A 20,977-nucleotide genomic window follows, 5' to 3' on the forward strand; every position below is an offset into this window, starting at 1 on the left:
AATTATTCCTTATTTTGATCTAAAACGGCTAAAGTTAAACGGCTTTGACAACACAAGCGTTGTTGCGAATCAGAGATATTAATCTGCCAAACGTGTAATGTTCTGCCAATATGTAATGCTGTTGCACGAGCAGTGACACGTTCTCCTAATTTCATTGCCCGTAAATGGTTGGCGTTAATTTCTACGCCAACAATACCTTTATCCTCTTCACAAGCACAAAAACCAGCATAAGATCCCACTGTTTCCGCTAATAAGGCGGAAGAACCACCATGCAGTAACCCCATTGGTTGGCAGTTACGTTGATCAACGGTTAGTGCAGCTTCCATCCAATCATCACCATAAGCGACAAATTCGATACCAAGTTGTTCAGCTGCGGTATTTTTGTTTGCTTGATTAAGATCTTCTAGCGTAAATTTCTTTTTCCAAATTTCCATTAATTTATAATCTCCAACAGTCCTTGTAATGGGTGTTTACTGATTTGATGTTGCATCCGCTTAATTTGGCTGCGGCAAGAGTAGCCAGAAACTAAGCAATATTGTAAATCTTTATCTTGTAATTTTTTTGCCCAAGAGAGTTGATAAATCTCTTTAGAGGTTTTTTCATGCACTGTTTCATGTCCAAATGTTCCAGCCATACCACAGCAACCGACTTGCACAATCTCCAGTTTTTCACCAAATTTAGCAAATAGTGTTTGCCACGCTTTGCTGCTATTTGGCAATAAACTACTTTCTGTACAATGCGGGAATAAATACCAAGTACGTTGATTATCAGGATTTGCTGGTTGTTTTTCTGTGGTAGCTAAAATTTGAGATAACCATTCTTGTGAAGTTAATACTTGGAAGTTACCTCGTTTTTCACCTAATACTTGACGATATTCATCACGATAGGAAAGTACTACGGCTGCATCTACCCCCACTAAAGGTACGCCCAATTTCGCGATTCGATTTAATACTTCAGCTTGCTTCGTTGCGGTTTTACTAAAGCGTGCTAAGAAACCTTTTACGTGTTGCGCTTTACCGTTTGGTTTAAATGGTAAAACAATAGGATCAAAGCCTAATTTTTTGGTTAAGCGTACAAAATCAGCAACAACTTTGGCATCGTAAAAAGAGGTAAATGGATCTTGTACAATAAAGATCATCTTTTCACGTTGGCTAAGCGGAAGTTGCTCTAATTGTTCTAACGAACGATTTTGATAATGAATTTCTACTAATTGTTTTTGTAAGGATGGAACAGAAAGTTGAGGTAAAGCGACCATTCCAATATATTTACGAGCAACTTTTTCTACTAATGGATTCGCTGTCACAGCATTAAAAAAAGCAGGTGCTTTTGCCATTAATGGTGCAACATTTTCTACATTAGCGACAACATAATCTTTTAATGGACGAGGGTAGCGGTGGTGGTAAAGGTATAAAAATTTTGCTTTAAAGTCAGGGACATCAATTTTAATTGGGCATTGACTTGCACACGCTTTACAAGATAAGCAAGTATCCATTGCTGCTTTAACTTCATGAGAAAAATCATCTTGGTGTTTTTTCGAGAAGCGATTACGCAATTTTTCTACGAGATCAGTAAGCTTAATTTGGCTTTGATTAAAATCTAATTGTTCGGCAGAAACATTTGCATTAGCAAGTAAACGTAACCATTCACGTACTAATGCTGCGCGACCTTTAGGAGAAAAAACACGATTACGGCTTACTTTCATAGATGGACATATGACACTATCAACATCAAAATTAAAGCATAAGCCATTACCATTACAGTTCATTGCACCACTAAATTGATCTTTAATTGCGATTGGGATTTGGCGATCGTAATCAGCCCGCATTGGTGAAAGCACTTCAAACAATTTTGCATCTGAATTTAATGGGGTACAAATTTTACCTGGATTTAAGCGATTTTCAGGATCAAATAATGCTTTGATTTGTTGTAACACTTGCCATAATTCTTCGCCAAAAAATTGACGGCTATATTCACCTCGTACGCCTTTACCATGTTCTCCCCAAATTAAACCACCATATTGTTGAGTTAAATTGGCGACTTGGTCAGAAATAGATTTAAATAATTTTACTTGTTCAGGATCGCAGAGATCTAATGCAGGGCGGACGTGCAACACACCTGCATCAACATGACCAAACATACCATATTCAAGATGATGCTTGTCTAATAAGGCGCGAAAATCAGCAATATAATCAGCTAAATTTTCTGGTGGAACACAAGTATCTTCAACAAAAGGAATCGGTTTAGCTCGCCCTTTTGCATTACCGAGTAGCCCTACTGCCTTTTTACGCATAGCATAAATTTTTTCGACAGAAGCTAAATCAGTACAAACTTGATAACCAATCACATCATTTTGTTGGTTAGCAATTTCTTGATCTAATTGTTGGCATAATTGGGCAACTTGCTGTTGTTGGAATTTTTCATTATTGCCTGCGTATTCAACAATATTAAGTCCAAGAATTGGAGAGTTTTCATCTTCTTTTAATAAATCAGAAACAGAATGCCAGATAATATCCTGTTTTGCTAAATTTAAAACTTTAGAATCAACGGTTTCAACAGACAGTGCTTTTGCTGCCACCATAGCAGGAGCATGGCGAAGCGCTGCATCAAAAGAGCGATATTTAATATTAATTAATGTGCGGTATTGTGGAATAGGTAATAGATTCAATTTAGCTTCACATACGAAAGCAAGAGAACCTTCTGAACCTGTCAGAATACGGCTTAGATTAAATTTAGAAAGTTCAGCATCAAAGACATGATTAAGATCATATCCCGTAATAAAACGGTTTAACTGAGGCAGTTGGGTAAGAATTTGTTCACGATGCTGACGACATAGTTGGGCAACTTGTTGATGAATATGTTTGCCAGTGTGAGATAGATTTGCTTGTTCAAGATTATCCGTAAAATTATCACAATCTATCGCTTGGGTATCGAGAATATCACCATTAATTAACACAGAGCGTAAGGCAATGACATGATCAGATGTTTTACCATAGAGTAATGAACCTTGTCCTGAAGCATCAGTATTCACCATTCCCCCAATAGTAGCGCGATTACTGGTAGAGAGTTCTGGAGCAAAGAATAGACCGTGAGGCTTTAAAAAACGGTTTAATTGATCTTTGACAACACCAGCTTGTACTCGCACCCAATGTTCTTTCACATTTAACTCAAGAATTTGATTCATATGGCGTGAAAGATCAACGATGATGGTACTATTCAGTGATTGGCCATTTGTTCCTGTACCACCACCTCTAGGCGTAAATTTTAGTGATTTAAATTCTTCGCGTTGAGCAAGTTTTGTTAATCTGACAATATCAGCTACTTCTTTAGGGAAAAGAATGGCTTGTGGTAATTGTTGATAAACACTGTTGTCAGTTGCGAGAGAGAGTCGATCTGCATAATGATAAGCAATGTCACCAAGGAATCCTTGTTGTTTTAATTGGGTAAGATATTGATTTACTAAGGGATCAAGTTGTTGTTGACTCGCTAAGTAAGGAATGGTCATGAAAAAGCCTCTTGTATTATGAAATTACGGGAACAAACAAAGCTCTAATACTAGCACTAAAAAAAGAGAATTCAGAGAGGGAATACTCGGTTAGGAGTAGATCTCAGCAAAAAAAATTTAAAAAGAGCACGAAAAAAGGAAATTAAAGGAAAGAAAAAGGTGAGTGTTGGTGTAAATTTAGGCTTAAAAAGAACATTTTTTATACAAAAATAGAATAAAGGTTTGATTTTATCTTGATCAATAGCGATAATATGCGTTACCAAATAAGTGAGCTGGATCTCATTTATTTTGGGGAGAGGTTGATGTTTACCATGTCTTTTATGTAAATACAAACCTCAAAATCTAAATATAGATAATAAATTCAAGAGGATTTTATAATGAAAAAGACTGCAATCGCATTAGCAATATCAGGATTAGCATTCGTATCAGTAGCACAAGCAGCTCCTCAAGCAAATACTTTCTACGCTGGTGCGAAAGCTGGTTGGGCATCATTCCACTATGATGTGAATCAATTCGATAAGGAATATGGTGGTACTGATGCAGTTCACCGTAATTCTGAAACTTATGGTGTATTCGGTGGTTATCAAATCACTGATAATTTTGCTGTTGAAGCGGGTTATGACTTCTATGGTAAGTTAAGAATGCATGATGGTGATTCTGAACGTACAAGACATACAGCTCACGGTTTAAATCTTAGCTTAAAAGCAAGCTATCCAGTAGCTTATGTTGATGGTTTAGATGTGTATGGCCGTTTAGGTGCTGCATTGATTCGTTCTGATTATACTGCCCATGTATTAGGTGATAAAAAATTATCAGAACACAAATTAAAAGTATCTCCAGTATTTGCAGCTGGTGTAGAATACGCAATTCTTCCAGAATTAGCAGCGCGTTTAGAATATCAATGGATTGCTAAAGTTGGTAAAGTAAACCAATTTGCTCCATCAGATGTTTCATATAGCCCAAGCATTGGTTCTGTATCTTTAGGTCTTTCTTACCGTTTCGGTCAAGGTGAACAAGCTGCAGCACCAGCAGTTGAAGTTGTTAACAAGAAATTTGCATTAAGTTCTGATGTATTATTTGCCTTCGGTAAAGCAAACTTAAAACCAGAAGCAGCACAATCATTAGATAACTTACAACAAGAAATTTCTAAAGTTGGTTCTTTATCATCTGTTGAAGTTGCTGGTTATACAGACCGTATTGGTTCTGACAAATATAACTTAAAACTTTCTCAAGACCGTGCTAATACTGTGGCTAACTACTTAGTTTCTAAATCTGTATCTCCAGATGTAATCAAAGCAGTAGGTTACGGTGAAGCTAACCCAGTAACTGGTAACACATGTGACGCAGTTAAAGGTCGTAAAGCATTAATCGCTTGCTTAGCACCAGATCGTCGTGTTGAAGTTTCTGTAAGTGGTCAACATCAAATGACAGTTGAAAAATAATTAATTGATTATTTTTTGATGTAAAAATCCCAGCCTAGGCTGGGATTTTTGTTTGCCCATAAGTAAAAATGTGCTATCTCCTAAGCGAGATAATATATTTCTAAGCTGCCTACGCGGCAGTAAAGTAGAACAGAAGTTAAGATAACTTCATGAACCATAAGGGATTATACTACAAATCTAAAGATAAACCCTTTTTTATAAGATAAATATAATTACTTATAAATCAAATAGTTAATTTGTCCAAAAAAATAAGGGTTTTTAGAGCTGATAGAATTGGGGAACAATTTAAAAATTAAGCTATTTACTGAGGTTAAGGTAATCAAAATAGTTGTAAAGGTTTTGATTGACTAGTAATAAAAATAGCCACATTTTTTAGATGTGGCTATTATGGATAAATCGCTCAAAATTAATTATTTGCCCCAAACTTCTTCGCTAATTTCACGAATGAATTCGAGTTTTTTCCATTGCTGTTCTTCAGTTAATACATTCCCTTCTTCAGTAGAAGCGAAACCACACTGCGGACTTAAGCAAAGTTGGTTGATATCAACATATTGAGTAGCTTCTTTAATACGTTCAATGATGGCATCTTTATCTTCTAATTCACCGCTTTTTGAAGTGACAAGACCTAATACAACTTGTTGATCTTTAATAAAACGGAGTGGTTTAAAGTCACCAGCACGATCACTATCATATTCCAAGAAGAAACCATCTACTTTACAGTGACCAAATAATGTTTCTGCAACAGGTTCATAACCACCAGAAGAGAACCATGTAGAACGGAAATTACCACGACAGATATGCATAGTAATTGTCATATCTTCTGGTTTATCTTTAATTGCTTCATTAATTAGATTGACATAATCTTTGGCTAATTTATCTAAATCAATACCACGCTCGCGATATGCAGCACGTTTTTCTTCTGAACATAACTCACCCCAACTTGTATCATCAAGCCGTAAATTACGGCAGCCTAAAGCATAGAATTTAGCAATAGCATCACGATAAGCTTGGGCAAGATCAGCTAGTAATTGTTCAGGATTATCTTTATAAAGATCGATAGGTTGATATTCAGTTTCACGAACAATACAGATTAAATGTAGCATGGTTGGTGAAGGGATTGTAAATTTAACAGGATAATCCCCAGCAATTTTTTGTAATGAACGATAATGTTCTAAAAATGGATGATTACTGAATCCAACTTTACCTGTAATTTTTAATGTTCTTGGGCGTACATTGTGATGTTTAAATTGTACTGAGAATTTTTTCGCATCAACTTCTTCAACACCATCTAATGCCGCTAAGAAATCCATATGCCAGAAAGTGCGGCGAAACTCACCGTCAGTAATAGCATGTAAACCGACTTGTTTTTGGTGATCAACAAGTTTAGTAATTTCTTGATCTTAGATAGCAGTTAAATCTGCACAACTAATATCACCACATTGGCATTGACTACGTGCAAGTTTTAATGTTTCAGGGCGGAGAAAACTACCAACAATATCAAAACGGTAAGGTGCTTTAGTACGTTGTGTTGCATTTGGGAATAATTTACTCATTTTAGACCTCATAATAATTAATTAGACATTTAGATGTCTAGACTGAAATACTCTACTTCACTTCGAGTTAGGAATCAAGGGTAAAAATATAGAAAAAAGGCGACTTCTGCCACCTTTAAAAAGAAGTGTAGATAATTTATTCAGTGACTTCATCATCACTGCTTTCATCTTCATCACAGACACGCTCAATACTAACAACTTGTTCTGTATCAGAAGTGCGAATTAAACGAACACCTTGTGTATTACGTCCCACTAAACTAATTTCAGCAACACGGGTACGCACTAAAGTACCAGCATCAGTAATTAGCATAATTTGATCGTTTTCTTCGACTTGAGTTGCGGCAACTACTTTACCATTACGCTCGCTTACTTTGATTGAAATCACCCCTTTTGTATTCCGGGATTTAGTTGGATATTCAGTCAGCTCGGTACGTTTTCCGTAACCATTTTGCGTTGCAGTAAGGATTGCACCATCTGTTTTTGGTACTACTAAAGACACAACTTTATCAATAGTTAAATCAAGGGTTTGTTCATTATCATCACCACTTTCATCACTATCATTTTCTTCATCAGAAATTTCATTGGTCAAAGCCAATTTGATACCTCGTACTCCTGCAGCGGTACGACCCATCGCACGCACAGCATTTTCATCAAAGCGTACTACACGACCTTGAGCGGAGAAGAGCATAATTTCATTGTTACCTTCAGTAATATCAACGCCAATTAATTCGTCATCTTCACGTAGATTTACTGCAATAATACCGCTTGCACGAGGACGACTAAATTCAGTTAAAGCTGTTTTCTTCACTAAACCACCAGCCGTAGCCATAACAATAAACTTATCTTCGGCATATTCTTTCACAGGAAGAATTGCAGTAATACGCTCATTCTCTTCTAATGGTAATAGATTCACAATTGGACGTCCTCTTGCACCACGGCTTGCTTGTGGTAATTGATAAACTTTTAACCAATATAGGCGACCGCGGCTTGAGAAACAGAGAATAGTATCGTGGGTATTAGCCACTAATAATTTCTCAATAAAATCTTCTTCTTTCATCTTCGTAGCTGATTTACCTTTACCGCCACGACGTTGAGCTTCGTAATCTGAAAGTGGTTGATATTTTACATAGCCTTCATGCGATAAGGTAACTACAACATCTTCAGGGTTAATTAAGTCCTCAAGATTAATATCACCGCTACTTGCTGTAATTTCAGTCAGACGAGCATCATTATATTGGGCTTTAATTTTTTCTAATTCTTCGCGAATAACTTCCATTAAACGTTCTGGACTATGCAAAATATGGAGTAGTTCAGCAATGACATCTAATAAAGATTTATATTCATCTAGAATTTTTTCATGTTCTAAACCGGTGAGTTTTTGTAAGCGTAAATCTAAAATAGCCTGTGCTTGTGCTTCGCTAAGATGATATACCCCATCGCGGATACCTAAATGGTCATCAAGATCTTCTGGGCGAGCTGCATCAACACCAGTCGCTGCTAACATTGCTGCGACATTGCCTAATTGCCAAGGTTGGGCAAGTAAGGCTTCTTTCGCTGCGGCAGGGGTTGGTGCGGTACGAATTAATTCAATAATTGGATCAATATTGGTTAAAGCAATTGCCAAGCCTTCTAAAATATGCGCTCTTTCACGTGCTTTACGTAATTCGTAAATCGTGCGACGAGTAACAACTTCACGACGATGGAGTACAAACGCTTCAATCAATTCTTTTAAGTTTAATAATTTAGGTTGTCCATGATCGAGGGCAACGATATTGATACCAAAAGTAACTTGTAATTGAGTTAATGCATAAAGATTATTTAAAACAATCTCACCGACAGCATCACGTTTCACTTCAATCACAATACGCATACCATCTTTATCAGATTCATCACGTAAACCGCTGATTCCTTCAACTTTCTTTTCTTTAACGAGCTCAGCAATTTTTTCAATTAAACGTGCTTTATTTACTTGATAAGGAATTTCATGAACGACAATGGTTTCACGGCCTTTATCATCGGTTTCTATTTCTGCTTTTGCACGAATATAGATTTTCCCACGACCAGTTTTATAGGCTTCTTCGATCCCCTTTTTACCGTTAATAATTGCAGCAGTAGGGAAATCAGGACCTGGAATATAGGTCATTAATTCATCAATCGAAATTTGATCATTTTCGATATAGGCTAAACAACCATCAATTACTTCGCCAAGGTTATGTGGTGGAATATTGGTTGCCATCCCAACAGCAATCCCGCTAGAACCATTAACTAGTAAAGCAGGGATTTTCGTTGGTAATACTTCAGGGATCATTTCTGAACCATCATAGTTTGGCTGATAGTCCACAGTTTCTTTATCTAAATCAGCAAGCAATTCGTGGGCAATTTGCGTCATTCGAGCTTCGGTATAACGCATTGCAGCAGGAGAATCACCGTCAATTGAACCGAAGTTTCCTTGACCATCTACTAAGGGATAACGTAGTGAGAAAGGCTGTGCCATACGAACTAAAGTGTCGTAAACCGCTGAGTCACCGTGCGGGTGATATTTACCGATAACATCACCTACGATACGTGCTGATTTACGATAAGGTTTATTGTAGTCGTTACCGCCTACTGCCATGGCAAAAAGTACACGTCTATGTACTGGTTTTAAGCCATCACGTACATCAGGTAACGCACGACCGACAATGACTGACATGGCATAGTCGAGGTAAGAAGACTTCATTTCTTCTTCGATATTAACGGGAATAATATCTTTTGCTAAATCGCTCATTTAGACATTTCCTATGGTTTGAATTTTGTCAAAAACGGTTGAGAATTATAGCACGAAAACCCCATTATCCATAGGAAAAACAAGCATTAATTTATGCTGTTACTTGCTTACAAAGATAACGATAACCTTGCTCAGTTGGACAAAATTCAAAGATCCGATTAATACAATCTGGTTGATCCTCTAAATGGTGTGAAACGAAGAAAAGTTGTGTATGACTATTTAAAATAAGCTGATCAATAAACGTTAAGACTAAATGTCGATTTAATGCATCAAGCCCCATTAACGGTTCATCAAGAATTAAAATAGGCGGATGTTTAACTAATGATCGAGCAATGAGCAACAACCTTTGCTGCCCCCAAGATAAAGAACGAAATGGAGCGTTCGCAAATTTTTCCATATTAATGCGTTTTAACCATTGGAGGGCATTAAGTCGAGTATTCTCATCAACATGTTGATATACGCCAATAGAATCAAAATAGCCAGAGATGATAACCATCAATGCAGAACAGTTAACGCGGTAATCTAAGTGAAAATGATTACTGAGGAAACCGATGTATTGTTTGATTTCCCAGATAGTTTCACCACTACCACGCTGTTTGCCAAAGAGTTTCATTTTATTGTTAAAGGCTTGTGGATGATCACCATTAATCAAGGAGAGTAAGGTTGATTTACCACAACCATTAGGGCCTTTTATCCACCAATGTTCGCCAGTTTTTACTTGCCAATTTAACTTATTCAGAATGACTTTACCTGAATATTGTACCGTTACGTCAGTAAGATCAAAGATATAATCTAAATCATTTGGCAACGTCACAATAGGATTAGCTGGTTCTGGTACAGGGATATGTAGAGATTTTTCTGCATAACATAATTGATTAAAGAGATCACTTGCCAGCATCTCTTTAGCAGGCTGTTGGGTAACTAACTGACATTGATGCAATAAAGCAATTGAATCTGCCCATATAGGAATATCTGTTAAGCGATTAATCACGAGTACGATAGTCAGGTGGTGTTTTAATTGTTGTAAAAGTGTAAGCCATTGTTGTTGTGAGATGTAATCTAAGCCTTCAAAAGGTTCGTCTAAAATTAAGAGTTCTGGTTCAGCAAGAAGTGCTTTACTTAATAATATTTTTCTGGCTTCACCAGTGGATAATAATTTAAACGGGCGAGCAAGTAGAGATTCAATACCCACTAATTGAGCGATATTTTGGAGCTTTTGTGCTGAAAAATGCTGATCTTCCATCATAATTTGTTGAGCAGTTTTCCCATGATCGTCAGGGCTTACACTATCATTATTAAGGTCACGAAAGATCTGCTCTAATAATGTTTGCTGCTGAGCCAAAGAAACTAAAGCAATTTTTTGAAAATGATTAATATATTCGCCAAAATAAGGCTGTTGATGCTGACTAATAAATTTACTTAGTGTGCTTTTACCACTGCCGTTATGACCAACAATGACCGTAAAACTTTTTTCGCTAATTTGAAATTGTTCGATATGAAGCCATTGTTGAGAAGTAATTTTTATTTTTGCTTGTTGTAGTTGAATTTGCATATCTATTTTTCTCTAACTTATTGATAATCCATTGTAGTTTAATCAACTTTATCACTGACGCAAAATAATGGTGAAAAAATAGTTGAATACTGTATTAATATACAGTAAATTATACTGTATAAATAAACAGTACCATTGATAATGGAGATGACTTATGCAATTACAGGTTGATACACTACAAAATGCAGAGCAAAAATATTCTTATCTTCCATTGCCGTTATATGACGACAACCCACAAAAAGAGTATTTTAATAAGCAAAACAATGTCCATTATCGTATGGACTTAAATTTATATTGCATCAAGAAGCCACATGAAACTTTTTTCCTGCGGGTGATGAATGAAAATTTAGCTGCGTGGGGAATTGATGTGGGGGATATGTTAATTATTGAGAAAACGACATCTGTGCATCTTGGTGATTTAGTCGTTATTGAGAAAGAACAAGATTTACAACTCTATGAATTTTTTGCCGAACAAAATGGAGAGTTAGTCTTTTTCTCTTTAGACTCACGTTATCCAAATATTACAGTAAAACAGCTGACAGATCTTAATTTGCAAGGTGTAGTAGTGAGTACAATTCACCGTTTACAGAAACGAAGAGCGGCATAAATTTAGATAAGTGAGAAAATAGAGAAGAAACGCCGGCAATTACTTTCAGCAACCTTCAACGCTTTGCGTTGTATTTTGTGGATTTGTTTTCTTTGGACGCGTGATGACAAAAAGTGATAGCTGTTTGAATGTTGCTTGCAACAACTTGTTAGGGTGAGTAAAAGGTGAGTTAGCCTTGCTTGTAAATAAAATGAAGTCACCCTTTAGAACAAAATCTAAATACTAATTAGAACAAAAATATCTAAAAATATTAAGCAGACTTTATCATTAAACTAAAATCCTCTTACATTTATAAAATGAAGAGGATTTTGTTTTTTATTGAATAATTCAATGCAATTAATGTCTTGAGCCAAAAGGTGGTTTTGCTAGCCAAATTATGACAAACAACATCATAAAGGCGAGTGCAGAAATATAGAAAATTTCATTGGCACCAATAATCAACCCCTGTTGGGTAATTTGATTTGCCAGTAATGCTGCGGTTTGTGTGTCATTTAATCCTTTTTCTGCCATCACTTGGAAGTATTGTTGCGACATAGGATTATATGGCGTAATACTTTCAACAAGTTGCCCATGATGTAATGCTTCACGGTTATACCACATAAATGTAGTAAGTGATGTACCTATTGAACCAGCTAATGTCCGCAAGAAATTAAATAAACTTGATGCAGAAGCTGTTTCTTCAGGTTTTAATCCAGAAAGAGTAATTGTGGTTAAAGGCATAAAGAAGCAAGCCACTGCAATTCCTTGTACAAATTGTGGTAGTGCAACAGCAGTAAAATTCATCTCAGGTTCAAAAGTCACTGCACGCCAATGGAATGTAAATGCATAGACAAAGAAACTAATAGTTACTAGCACACGCATATCTACTTTATACCCAAAACGACCAATAATGGGTGATAAAAGTAGTGGGAATAAACCAATTGGTGCAGTAGCTAAACCTGCCCAAGTTGCGGTATAACCATAAACTTGTTGCAGTAATAGTGGAATTAATACTACTGATCCCAAGTAAATAAGGAAAGCGAGAGATGTGCATAGGCAACCAACAGTGAAATTACGCTTTTTAAACAGTGCTATGTCTACGATTGGATGTTTTTCACCTAGCTCCCAAATAATTAAAGCAATTAAACCAATAGTAGCAATAATCGCTAACACAACAATTTCAGTTGAATTAAACCAATCTTCCTCACGGCCTCTATCTAGCATTAATTGTAATGCACCGACACCGAGTATTAATAAAATAAGACCAATACTATCAATCGGTTGCTGGTAAGTTTTAGTTTCTCGATCACCTAAAGTGATTTTAGTAAATACAATAACCAGAATACCAACGGGAATATTAATAAAGAAAATCCAGCCCCAATGGAAATCATCACTTAGCCAACCACCAAGAATTGGTCCACAAATTGGTGCTACCACTACAGTCATAGACCAAAAAGCTAACGCCATTGCTCTTCGTTGTGGTGGATAGTTATTTAGTAATAAGCTTTGAGATAATGGTACGATCGGTCCTGCTGCTAACCCTTGAATGATCCTGCATAAGATAAGCATATTTAATGAATGAGAAATTCCACAAAGCCAAGATGCAATAACAAAGATTAAAACAGAGGTTAAGAACAGCTTTACTTCACCAAAACGACGAGCGAGCCAACCTGTAATTGGAATAGCAATTGCATTAGCAACACCAAAAGAAGTAATAACCCAAGTCCCTTGAGTGCTTGATGCACCTAAATCACCTGCAATAGTTGGTATGGCAACATTAGCAATTGTTGAATCTAGAACTTGCATAAATGTTGCTAAAGCAAGTCCTAGTGTCATCATAACTAATGCACCGCCTTTGATCGGCGTTATGTTCATTTTGCACGTCTCCTAATCAATGACTATTTTGTTGAATAATTTCAATAATCTCTTGATTGATTGGTGCTAGATCGTAGTGTAGTGTATCTGTTTGATAAAGGGTTTCTGTACGAGGATCTGTTGGTAATACTGAACCACTTTTATCGGCAGTATTCACTTCTACTGTTGCAGAAAGTCCAATACGTAATGGATATTTTTGGACCTGTTCTGGGTCTAGTTCAATACGTACAGGTAAGCGTTGTACAACTTTAATCCAGTTACCTGTTGCATTTTGGGTTGGTAATAAAGAAAATGCACTACCAGTTCCTGCATCAATACCGACTACTTTACCTTCAAATTCAACATTATCACCATAAAGATCAAATACCACACTTACAGGCTGGCCAAGACGAATATTTTCTAATTGTGTTTCTTTGAAATTAGCATCTAGCCAGATTTGATCAAGAGGAACAACAGCTAATAAAGGTGAACCTGCTTTAATGCTTTCACCAACTTGAACACTACGTTTTGCAACATAACCAGTTACTGGGCTGACAATTTTTGTGCGTTGTAGATTTAACCACGCCTGACGGACATTATCAGCTGTTTGCACAACATTAGGTTGTTGTTCAATTGGTGTATCTAATAAGAGAGCTTTGGTAGCATTAAGTTGCTCTTGTGTAGCATCAAAATCACTTTTTGCCATTGTGACAGCATCAACAGCGTGTTGATAATCCTCTTTAGATACGGCCCCTGTTTTATTGAGGGATTGGCGACGTGCAAGATCTTCTTCTGCTTGTTTTAATGCAATTCTTTTGGCAGATAAGAGGGATGTTAATTGCTTTTCAGTAAAGACTAGCTGACTAGTTTTACGGACAACATCAGCTAAAGTATGTTTAGCTTGAGAAAGTGCTAATTTTGCATCTGTATCATCCAGCTGAACTAATACATCACCTTTCTTCACTAAATCGGTACTTTCTGTGTTTAATTTAGATACACTACCAGATATTTGAGAAGATACTTGAATAATATTACCTGCAACATAAGCATCATCAGTTTCAGTGAAATCTTTCACGAAAAAAAGCCAATAAACAAAGCTGATGATAGAAATTAGGAGCAATAAAACAACGAAGGAAACAAGATGTTTCCTTCTAGTTTTATTACGAACAGCATTCTTTTTATCTTGTTCGGAAATCTCTGACATATTACGACCTTAAAAATATACAACTATACTCTGCTGCGGAAGTTATACTCTTCTAAACGTTTCGATAGTTTGAGTAATAAGCGGCGTAGAGTTTGAATCTCTTTATCGGTTAATACACTAAAAATAGAACCCATCAATTCCCATTGATGAGGCAAAATTTCTTCTAGAAATTGATGACCTTTATCATTAATACGTAAACTGAAGCAACGACGATCTTCTGGTACACTGATACGGTCAATCCATCCCTTGCTGACCAATTCATCAGAGATACGCGTTGCATTAGTACGTGATGAACCTAAAATTTCACTAAGACGAGAAGGTTGAATCTCGTGATTAGGTTGAAGATAAGTAACAATTAAAGCTTCAAATAGAGTGTGGTTTAAACCCACTTCTTTTAAAAGGTGGTTACGATGTTCAAGATAATTACTATTTACATTGAATAGTAAGCGTACCAAGATGATCTGATCCAACGGCATGTCAGGGAAATCTTCAGAATACATCTTAAGTACATTATCAGCATCAGATAACAATTGATTAACCATAAATTACCTCAGTTAATAATATCAAGTGGAACAGTAAACGATGTAATAATAACTGTAAAAACTATATTTGGTCAAGTATATTGATATGTCAGAGAGTTGCTGTTAATAATAATGAATGTAAGAAAATAAAACAAATACCCACGAATGGGTATTTTCAGAAGTTGGTTAAAAATGTTAGGAAAAACAGGATATTACCGGTATTGTAAAATTTTTTGTTTTATTTTTGTTAATATATCTTTTCGAGATTGATCATCAATGATATGAATATCACCAAAAAAGTAATGTTGTATCTCTGTAATACCGCAGTAATTAAATAATCCATTAATTAAAGTACAGTCCAAAGCGGTTAAAAATCCTTGTTTTTCATATTGTTGTTCATTATTCCCTAATGTAACAAATTGTAACATTTTTTTATCATTTAATAGTCCATAACTCCCAGATTCGTCAGTTTTATACGCAAAACCGTGACTTAATACGCGATCAAGATAGCCTTTTAAAATTGCAGGAAAACCCATCCACCATAATGGATAAACTAAAGTAATTAGATCGGCCTGATTGATAAGTTGTTGTTCTTGTTGAATATCTTCAGGAATATTGCCTTGATTTACTTGGCAAAATTCATCCCAAGTTAAAATAGGATTAAACTTTTGTTGATAGAGATCTCGAACTGAAACCGTCATTCCTGCTTGCTGAGAAGCAGTGATAACTGTATCAAGGATAGCATGATTAAAACTTTGTTGATTAGGATGAGCATAAATAATTAGATTGTGCATAACATCTTCCATAACGGTGAAACAAAATAATGAATCTTATTGTAAGCCAACAATGAGTGCAAGAATTGTGAGTAAGTTTTTGTGTGAAGCAAATTACGGTTTGCTATTTTTTATTTAATCGTTTTTCGGTATAGTAACGCAGCTTATTGCTTTGATGAAATTAGGAGAATGCAATGAAAAAGCATCATATTGAAACATTGATTTCAGAAGAAAATGTGAAGTCAAGAATTAAAGAGTTAGGCGAAGAAATTTCACAATATTATCAGCACCAGCAAAGTAAAGGTCTATATGTCGTTGGTTTATTACGCGGTTCTTTTATGTTTATGGCAGATTTGGTCAGAGAGATCAAATTACCTCTAGAAGTAGATTTTATGACGACTTCTAGCTATGGTAGTGGAATGACAACGAATCATGATGTGAAAATAGCTAAAGATCTTGAAGGTGATATTAAAGGTAAAGATGTTCTTATTGTAGAAGACATTATTGATACTGGTTATACCTTAGATAAAGTACAACAAATCCTATCATTGCGTGAACCTCATTCATTAACAATTTGTACTTTACTTGATAAACCTTCTCGCCGTGAAGTTGAAGTGGATGTGGATTGGGTAGGTTTTAGTATTCCTGATGAGTTCGTAGTTGGGTATGGTATTGATTATGCTCAACAATATCGTCAATTAGGTTACATTGCTAAAGTTGTAGTAGAAGAGTAACCGCTTTAAGTGAAATGGCATTATTCAGCCATTTCACCTAATCCTCGTCTAATTTTTGGTGCAAAGAATTCATAATCAACTAAGAAAGCATCATGTCCAAAATCAGATGTAATTTCATCATATTGTAAGTTGATACCTGCTTTTTCTAATAATTGTTTACTTTTTTCTAAATCAACAAGCTTAAATAGTTGGTCATTTGTCACTGCCACTAAAGTATATTTAGCTTTAATTCTGGTTAAGGCTTCTAATGCATTAGCATAACCTATAGCAGGATCATATAAATCTAATGCACGAGTAAGTTGTAAATAACTATTTGCGTCAAAGCGTTCAAGGAATTTCTTACCTTGATAACTTAGATAGGATTCCACTTGAAAGTAATCGCCTAATAGATTGCCTTCCTGTTTAATTGCTCGACCAAAGGCTTTAGTTAATTGGATATGAGTTCGATAAGTGAGCATACCTAACATTCTTGCAGTTGCTAATCCTTGTTCTGGATAATGACCTTGATAATAATGCCCTTGATTAAAGTTAGGATCTTGAACAATTGCTTGTCGCATAACATGATTAAATCCTATTGCCTCTGCACTCATATACAGTGAAGAACAAAGATTAATTACATAATCCATAAAATCAGGGTAGCTAATTGCCCATTGCGTCGCCTGCATTCCGCCAAAAGAGCCACCGATTACTGCATATAAATGGGTAATTTTTAATTGATCGAGCAGTGACTTTTGTACTTTTACAATATCCTGCACAGTAATTTGAGGAAAATCACCACCATACGGCAACCCAGTATCTGGATTGATACTCATTGGCCCAGTAGTCCCTTTACAACCCCCTAATACATTAGAACAAATAAAAAAGTATTTATCTGTATCTAAGGCCATACCCGGACCCATAAAATTTTGCCACCAACCTTTATGCTCACCGTCATCAAAATAAGGCTCGGCATCACCGGTTAGTGCGTGACAAATCAAAATAATATTATTTTTTTCTGGATTTAACTTGCCATAAGTTTGATAGCAAACAGTAATATTCTTCAGTGAACCACCGAGCGTAAGAGAAAGCTCAGAATCTGTGAATAATGTAAGTTGTTGCGTAGGCATATTACTTTCTAAATCAGTGATTATTATGGTTGGAATAAGTGAATAAGGTAACGAGCAGAGAAGATGATGTCAAGAAATTTTAGATGTCTAAACATCTAGAAATAAAAAAGTCTAAACGTCTAACCTAAAATGATTGGAAAAGTTGTACATAAAATACCCATTAGCTTAATTTCCTATTTCTATTTTTATGATCTGTGTCATAAAAGAAAAATTTTAATCATAAGGAAAATTCAATTTATACCTCTTGAGTGTTACAATTTTCCCCACTTTTGACATTCAAATTTAGAGGTAAATATTATGGAATTTAGAATTGAACACGATACTATGGGTGAAGTGAAAGTGCCTGCAGACAAATATTGGGCAGCACAAACAGAACGCTCACGTAATAACTTCAAAATTGGTCCTGCTGCATCAATGCCACATGAAATTATTGAAGCATTTGGTTACTTAAAAAAAGCTGCAGCTTATGCAAACTATGATCTTGGTGTATTACCTGTCGAGAAAAGAGATTTAATTGCACAAGCGTGTGATGAAATCTTAGCAAATAAATTAGATGATCAGTTCCCACTTGTTATTTGGCAAACTGGTTCTGGTACTCAATCAAATATGAACGTAAACGAAGTTGTTGCAAATCGTGCTCACGTTCTTAATGGCGGTAAACTTGGTGAAAAAAGTATTATTCACCCAAATGATGATGTAAATAAATCACAATCTTCCAATGATACTTACCCAACAGCAATGCATATTGCTGCATATAAAAAAGTGGTAGAAACAACAATTCCTGCGGTAGAACGCTTACAAAAAACATTTGCTGAAAAATCAGCAAAATTTGCTGATGTAGTAAAAATTGGTCGTACTCACTTAATGGATGCTACGCCATTAACATTAGGCCAAGAATTTTCTGCATATGCAGCACAATTAGATTTTGGCTTAAAAGCGTTAAAAAATACATTACCTCATTTAGGACAACTTGCTTTAGGTGGTACAGCAGTAGGTACAGGATTAAATACACCTAAAGGCTATGATGTGAAAGTTGCTGAATATATTGCGAAATTTACTGGTTTACCATTTGTTACAGCAGATAATAAATTTGAAGCTTTAGCAACTCACGATGCAGTTGTTGAAACTCATGGTGCATTAAAACAATTAGCGGTATCACTTTATAAAATTGCAAACGACATCCGTTTATTAGCATCTGGTCCGCGTTCAGGTATTGGTGAAATCTTAATTCCAGAAAACGAACCAGGTTCCTCAATTATGCCGGGTAAAGTAAACCCAACACAATGTGAAGCTATGACAATGGTGTGTGCGCAAGTATTAGGTAATGATACAACAATCTCATTTGCAGGTTCACAAGGTCATTTCCAATTAAATGTATTTAAACCTGTAATGGCATATAACTTCTTACAATCTGCGCAACTTTTAGCGGATGCATGTATTTCATTTGATGAACATTGTGCAGTTGGTATTGAACCAAACTACCCACGCATTAAGATGCAATTAGAAAATTCATTAATGTTAGTTACTGCATTAAATACTCATATTGGTTATGAAAAAGCGGCGAAAATTGCGAAAACAGCTCACAAAAACGGAACAACCTTACGTGAAGAAGCAATTAATTTAGGTTTCGTTACTGCAGAACAATTTGATGAATGGGTACGTCCAGAAGATATGGTTGGTAGCTTAAAATAAGTTAAGCTAATTTTTATACAAGTGTGAATAAAAGGGTACTTACAAGCATAAGTACCCTTTTTTCATCAAAGAAAAAGATAAAAGGTTAGGATTCATTAAGAAATCAGCTATAATGTGCGCCATTTTTGAAAGTTGAAAAGTTTGAGGTGATTATGACTCCTGTCATTGCCCTAGTAGGGCGTCCAAATGTTGGGAAATCAACATTATTTAATCGTTTAACTCGTAGTCGTGATGCACTTGTCGCAAATTTTCCGGGCTTAACACGGGATCGTAAATATGGCCAAGGCCAGATCAATGGTATGGAATTTATTGTTATTGATACTGGTGGGATTGATGGCTCAGAAGAAGGTATTGAAGAAAAAATGGCGGAACAATCGCTATTAGCGATTGATGAAGCAGATATTGTTTTATTTTTAGTGGATGCACGTGCTGGATTGACTGCGGCTGATATTGGTATTGCACAGTATTTACGTCGCCGAGAAAAGCCAAGTATTGTTGTAGCGAATAAAATTGATGGAATTGATGCTGATTCACACGTTGCAGAATTTTATCAATTAGGTTTAGGTGAAATTGCACAAATTGCCGCTTCACAAGGACGTGGCGTAACTCAATTAATCCAAGAAGTATTAGCACCTTATCAAGAGCAAGATAATGAACAAGATGCAGAATCTGATGCAGATTGGGACGATGAATTTGCTTTTGAACAAGATGATGACCTTGATTTTTCTGCGGCAATGTTAGACGCAGAAGAGGATTCTGAAATAGCAGAAACTGAAGACGATGAACAACAAGATAAACCAATTAAGATTGCGATTGTTGGTCGTCCAAATGTAGGGAAATCTACCTTAACCAATCGTATTTTGGGAGAAGATCGGGTTGTTGTCTATGATATGCCTGGCACAACCAGGGATAGTATTTATATCCCAATGGAACGTGATGGACAGCAATATACTATTATTGACACCGCTGGAGTACGTAAACGCGGTAAAGTAACGCTAACTGTCGAAAAATTTTCTGTCATTAAAACATTACAAGCGATTCAAGATGCTAATGTGGTGTTATTGACTATTGATGCACGAGAAGGTATTTCTGACCAAGATCTCTCTTTATTAGGCTTTATTCTTAATGCAGGGCGTGCATTAGTAATTGTAGTTAATAAATGGGACGGCTTAAGCCAAGAAGTGAAAGATAATATTAAATCGGAATTAGACCGTCGTTTAGATTTTATTGATTTTGCTCGTGTGCATTTTATTTCAGCGTTACACGGAAGTGGTGTTGGAAATTTATTTGAGTCAGTAACAGAAGCCTACCAATCGGCAACAAAACGTTATTCAACGTCATTACTAACGCGTATTTTGCAAATGGCGACAGATGAACATCAACCGCCAATGATTTCTGGCAGACGTATTAAATTGAAATATGCTCATCCAGGTGGACATAATCCACCAATCATTGTGATTCACGGTAATCAGGTAGATAAACTCCCGGATTCATATAAACGCTATTTGTCCAATTATTATCGTCGTAGCTTGAAGATTATTGGTTCGCCGATTCGTATTTTATTCCAAGATGGGGAAAATCCTTACGCAGGAAAACGGAATACATTAACGCCGAATCAATTACGTAAACGTAGAAGATTAATGAAATTTATTAAGAAATCGAAAAAGTAAAATAATAAAGGCTTCCTAAGA

14 protein-coding genes and 1 pseudogene are annotated in these 20,977 nt (G+C 35.9%); 5 read left to right on the forward strand and 10 right to left on the reverse strand.

The annotated features are described in order from the left end of the window. Positions 1–2: 2 nt before the first annotated feature. Together PF272_RS06205 and ydiJ are read right to left on the reverse strand one after the other, a co-directional pair. Complete coding sequence (locus PF272_RS06205; protein ID WP_271142069.1) at positions 3–434, reverse strand: PaaI family thioesterase; 432 nt, start codon at positions 432–434, stop codon at positions 3–5. Continuing rightward, positions 434–3,502, reverse strand: coding sequence for a D-2-hydroxyglutarate dehydrogenase YdiJ (ydiJ, locus tag PF272_RS06210; protein WP_271142070.1), 3,069 nt, complete (start codon positions 3,500–3,502; stop codon positions 434–436). Before ydiJ ends, PF272_RS06205 begins: the two co-directional genes overlap by 1 nt. Before the next feature lie 377 nt (positions 3,503–3,879). On the opposite strand from ydiJ, the gene ompA reads away from it, so the two are divergent. Further along, on the forward strand, positions 3,880–4,944 hold the full coding sequence (gene ompA, locus PF272_RS06215; RefSeq protein WP_271142071.1) for a porin OmpA: 1,065 nt from the start codon (positions 3,880–3,882) through the stop codon (positions 4,942–4,944). A gap of 410 nt (positions 4,945–5,354) precedes the next feature. Here ompA and PF272_RS06220 read toward each other — a convergent pair. The 3 genes and pseudogenes from PF272_RS06220 to modF form a co-directional block, all read right to left on the reverse strand. Then, positions 5,355–6,497: pseudogene (locus PF272_RS06220) on the reverse strand (5-methyltetrahydropteroyltriglutamate--homocysteine S-methyltransferase). A gap of 136 nt (positions 6,498–6,633) precedes the next feature. Then, the gene (gene gyrA, locus PF272_RS06225) at positions 6,634–9,264 is read right to left on the reverse strand and encodes a DNA topoisomerase (ATP-hydrolyzing) subunit A (RefSeq protein ID WP_271142072.1); all 2,631 of its coding nucleotides are present in this window, start codon (positions 9,262–9,264) and stop codon (positions 6,634–6,636) included. A gap of 91 nt (positions 9,265–9,355) precedes the next feature. Then, positions 9,356–10,816, reverse strand: a complete 1,461-nt coding sequence (gene modF / locus PF272_RS06230; protein WP_271142073.1) for a molybdate ABC transporter ATP-binding protein ModF — start codon at positions 10,814–10,816, stop codon at positions 9,356–9,358. A 154-nt stretch (positions 10,817–10,970) separates the two neighbouring features. Between modF and PF272_RS06235 the strand changes: the two genes are divergently transcribed. Then, on the forward strand, positions 10,971–11,423 hold the full coding sequence (locus PF272_RS06235) for a LexA family protein (protein ID WP_271142074.1): 453 nt from the start codon (positions 10,971–10,973) through the stop codon (positions 11,421–11,423). Between the two features lie 336 nt (positions 11,424–11,759). On the opposite strand, the gene PF272_RS06240 is transcribed toward PF272_RS06235, so the two are convergent. The 4 genes from PF272_RS06240 to PF272_RS06255 form a co-directional block, all read right to left on the reverse strand. Then, positions 11,760–13,277 (reverse strand): DHA2 family efflux MFS transporter permease subunit, encoded by a 1,518-nt coding sequence (locus PF272_RS06240; protein ID WP_271142075.1) that lies wholly within the window; start codon positions 13,275–13,277, stop codon positions 11,760–11,762. A gap of 16 nt (positions 13,278–13,293) precedes the next feature. After that, positions 13,294–14,460 (reverse strand): EmrA/EmrK family multidrug efflux transporter periplasmic adaptor subunit, encoded by a 1,167-nt coding sequence (locus tag PF272_RS06245; protein ID WP_271142076.1) that lies wholly within the window; start codon positions 14,458–14,460, stop codon positions 13,294–13,296. A gap of 23 nt (positions 14,461–14,483) precedes the next feature. Continuing rightward, complete coding sequence (mprA, locus tag PF272_RS06250) at positions 14,484–15,002, reverse strand: transcriptional repressor MprA (RefSeq protein WP_271142077.1); 519 nt, start codon at positions 15,000–15,002, stop codon at positions 14,484–14,486. 191 nt (positions 15,003–15,193) lie between these two features. After that, the gene (locus PF272_RS06255; RefSeq protein WP_271142078.1) at positions 15,194–15,775 is read right to left on the reverse strand and encodes an NAD(P)H-dependent oxidoreductase; all 582 of its coding nucleotides are present in this window, start codon (positions 15,773–15,775) and stop codon (positions 15,194–15,196) included. A 173-nt stretch (positions 15,776–15,948) separates the two neighbouring features. Here PF272_RS06255 and hpt point away from each other — a divergent pair, with 173 nt between their 5' ends. After that, a complete protein-coding gene (gene hpt, locus PF272_RS06260; protein ID WP_271142079.1) occupies positions 15,949–16,488 on the forward strand; it encodes a hypoxanthine phosphoribosyltransferase in 540 nt (179 codons plus the stop codon). A gap of 20 nt (positions 16,489–16,508) precedes the next feature. On the opposite strand, the gene metX is transcribed toward hpt, so the two are convergent. Beyond that, a complete protein-coding gene (gene metX / locus PF272_RS06265) occupies positions 16,509–17,594 on the reverse strand; it encodes a homoserine O-acetyltransferase MetX (protein WP_271142080.1) in 1,086 nt (361 codons plus the stop codon). 297 nt (positions 17,595–17,891) lie between these two features. Here metX and fumC point away from each other — a divergent pair, with 297 nt between their 5' ends. Together fumC and der are read left to right on the forward strand one after the other, a co-directional pair. Continuing rightward, on the forward strand, positions 17,892–19,286 hold the full coding sequence (gene fumC / locus PF272_RS06270; RefSeq protein ID WP_065235194.1) for a class II fumarate hydratase: 1,395 nt from the start codon (positions 17,892–17,894) through the stop codon (positions 19,284–19,286). A 152-nt stretch (positions 19,287–19,438) separates the two neighbouring features. Further along, complete coding sequence (gene der, locus PF272_RS06275; RefSeq protein WP_271142081.1) at positions 19,439–20,956, forward strand: ribosome biogenesis GTPase Der; 1,518 nt, start codon at positions 19,439–19,441, stop codon at positions 20,954–20,956. Positions 20,957–20,977 lie beyond the last annotated feature (21 nt).

It is taken from the genome of Gallibacterium faecale (genome assembly GCF_027920745.1).
Lineage (GTDB): Bacteria > Pseudomonadota > Gammaproteobacteria > Enterobacterales > Pasteurellaceae > Gallibacterium > Gallibacterium faecale.

What these genes read in the sequence shown, in the direction of transcription:
- PF272_RS06205 (WP_271142069.1), bottom strand. Translation starts at nt 434, where the DNA reads ATGGAAATTTGGAAAAAGAAATTTACGCTAGAAGATCTTAATCAAGCA.
- ydiJ (WP_271142070.1), bottom strand. Translation starts at nt 3,502, where the DNA reads ATGACCATTCCTTACTTAGCGAGTCAACAACAACTTGATCCCTTAGTA.
- ompA (WP_271142071.1), top strand. Translation starts at nt 3,880, where the DNA reads ATGAAAAAGACTGCAATCGCATTAGCAATATCAGGATTAGCATTCGTA.
- gyrA (WP_271142072.1), bottom strand. Translation starts at nt 9,264, where the DNA reads ATGAGCGATTTAGCAAAAGATATTATTCCCGTTAATATCGAAGAAGAA.
- modF (WP_271142073.1), bottom strand. Translation starts at nt 10,816, where the DNA reads ATGCAAATTCAACTACAACAAGCAAAAATAAAAATTACTTCTCAACAA.
- PF272_RS06235 (WP_271142074.1), top strand. Translation starts at nt 10,971, where the DNA reads ATGCAATTACAGGTTGATACACTACAAAATGCAGAGCAAAAATATTCT.
- PF272_RS06240 (WP_271142075.1), bottom strand. Translation starts at nt 13,277, where the DNA reads ATGAACATAACGCCGATCAAAGGCGGTGCATTAGTTATGATGACACTA.
- PF272_RS06245 (WP_271142076.1), bottom strand. Translation starts at nt 14,460, where the DNA reads ATGTCAGAGATTTCCGAACAAGATAAAAAGAATGCTGTTCGTAATAAA.
- mprA (WP_271142077.1), bottom strand. Translation starts at nt 15,002, where the DNA reads ATGGTTAATCAATTGTTATCTGATGCTGATAATGTACTTAAGATGTAT.
- PF272_RS06255 (WP_271142078.1), bottom strand. Translation starts at nt 15,775, where the DNA reads ATGCACAATCTAATTATTTATGCTCATCCTAATCAACAAAGTTTTAAT.
- hpt (WP_271142079.1), top strand. Translation starts at nt 15,949, where the DNA reads ATGAAAAAGCATCATATTGAAACATTGATTTCAGAAGAAAATGTGAAG.
- metX (WP_271142080.1), bottom strand. Translation starts at nt 17,594, where the DNA reads ATGCCTACGCAACAACTTACATTATTCACAGATTCTGAGCTTTCTCTT.
- fumC (WP_065235194.1), top strand. Translation starts at nt 17,892, where the DNA reads ATGGAATTTAGAATTGAACACGATACTATGGGTGAAGTGAAAGTGCCT.
- der (WP_271142081.1), top strand. Translation starts at nt 19,439, where the DNA reads ATGACTCCTGTCATTGCCCTAGTAGGGCGTCCAAATGTTGGGAAATCA.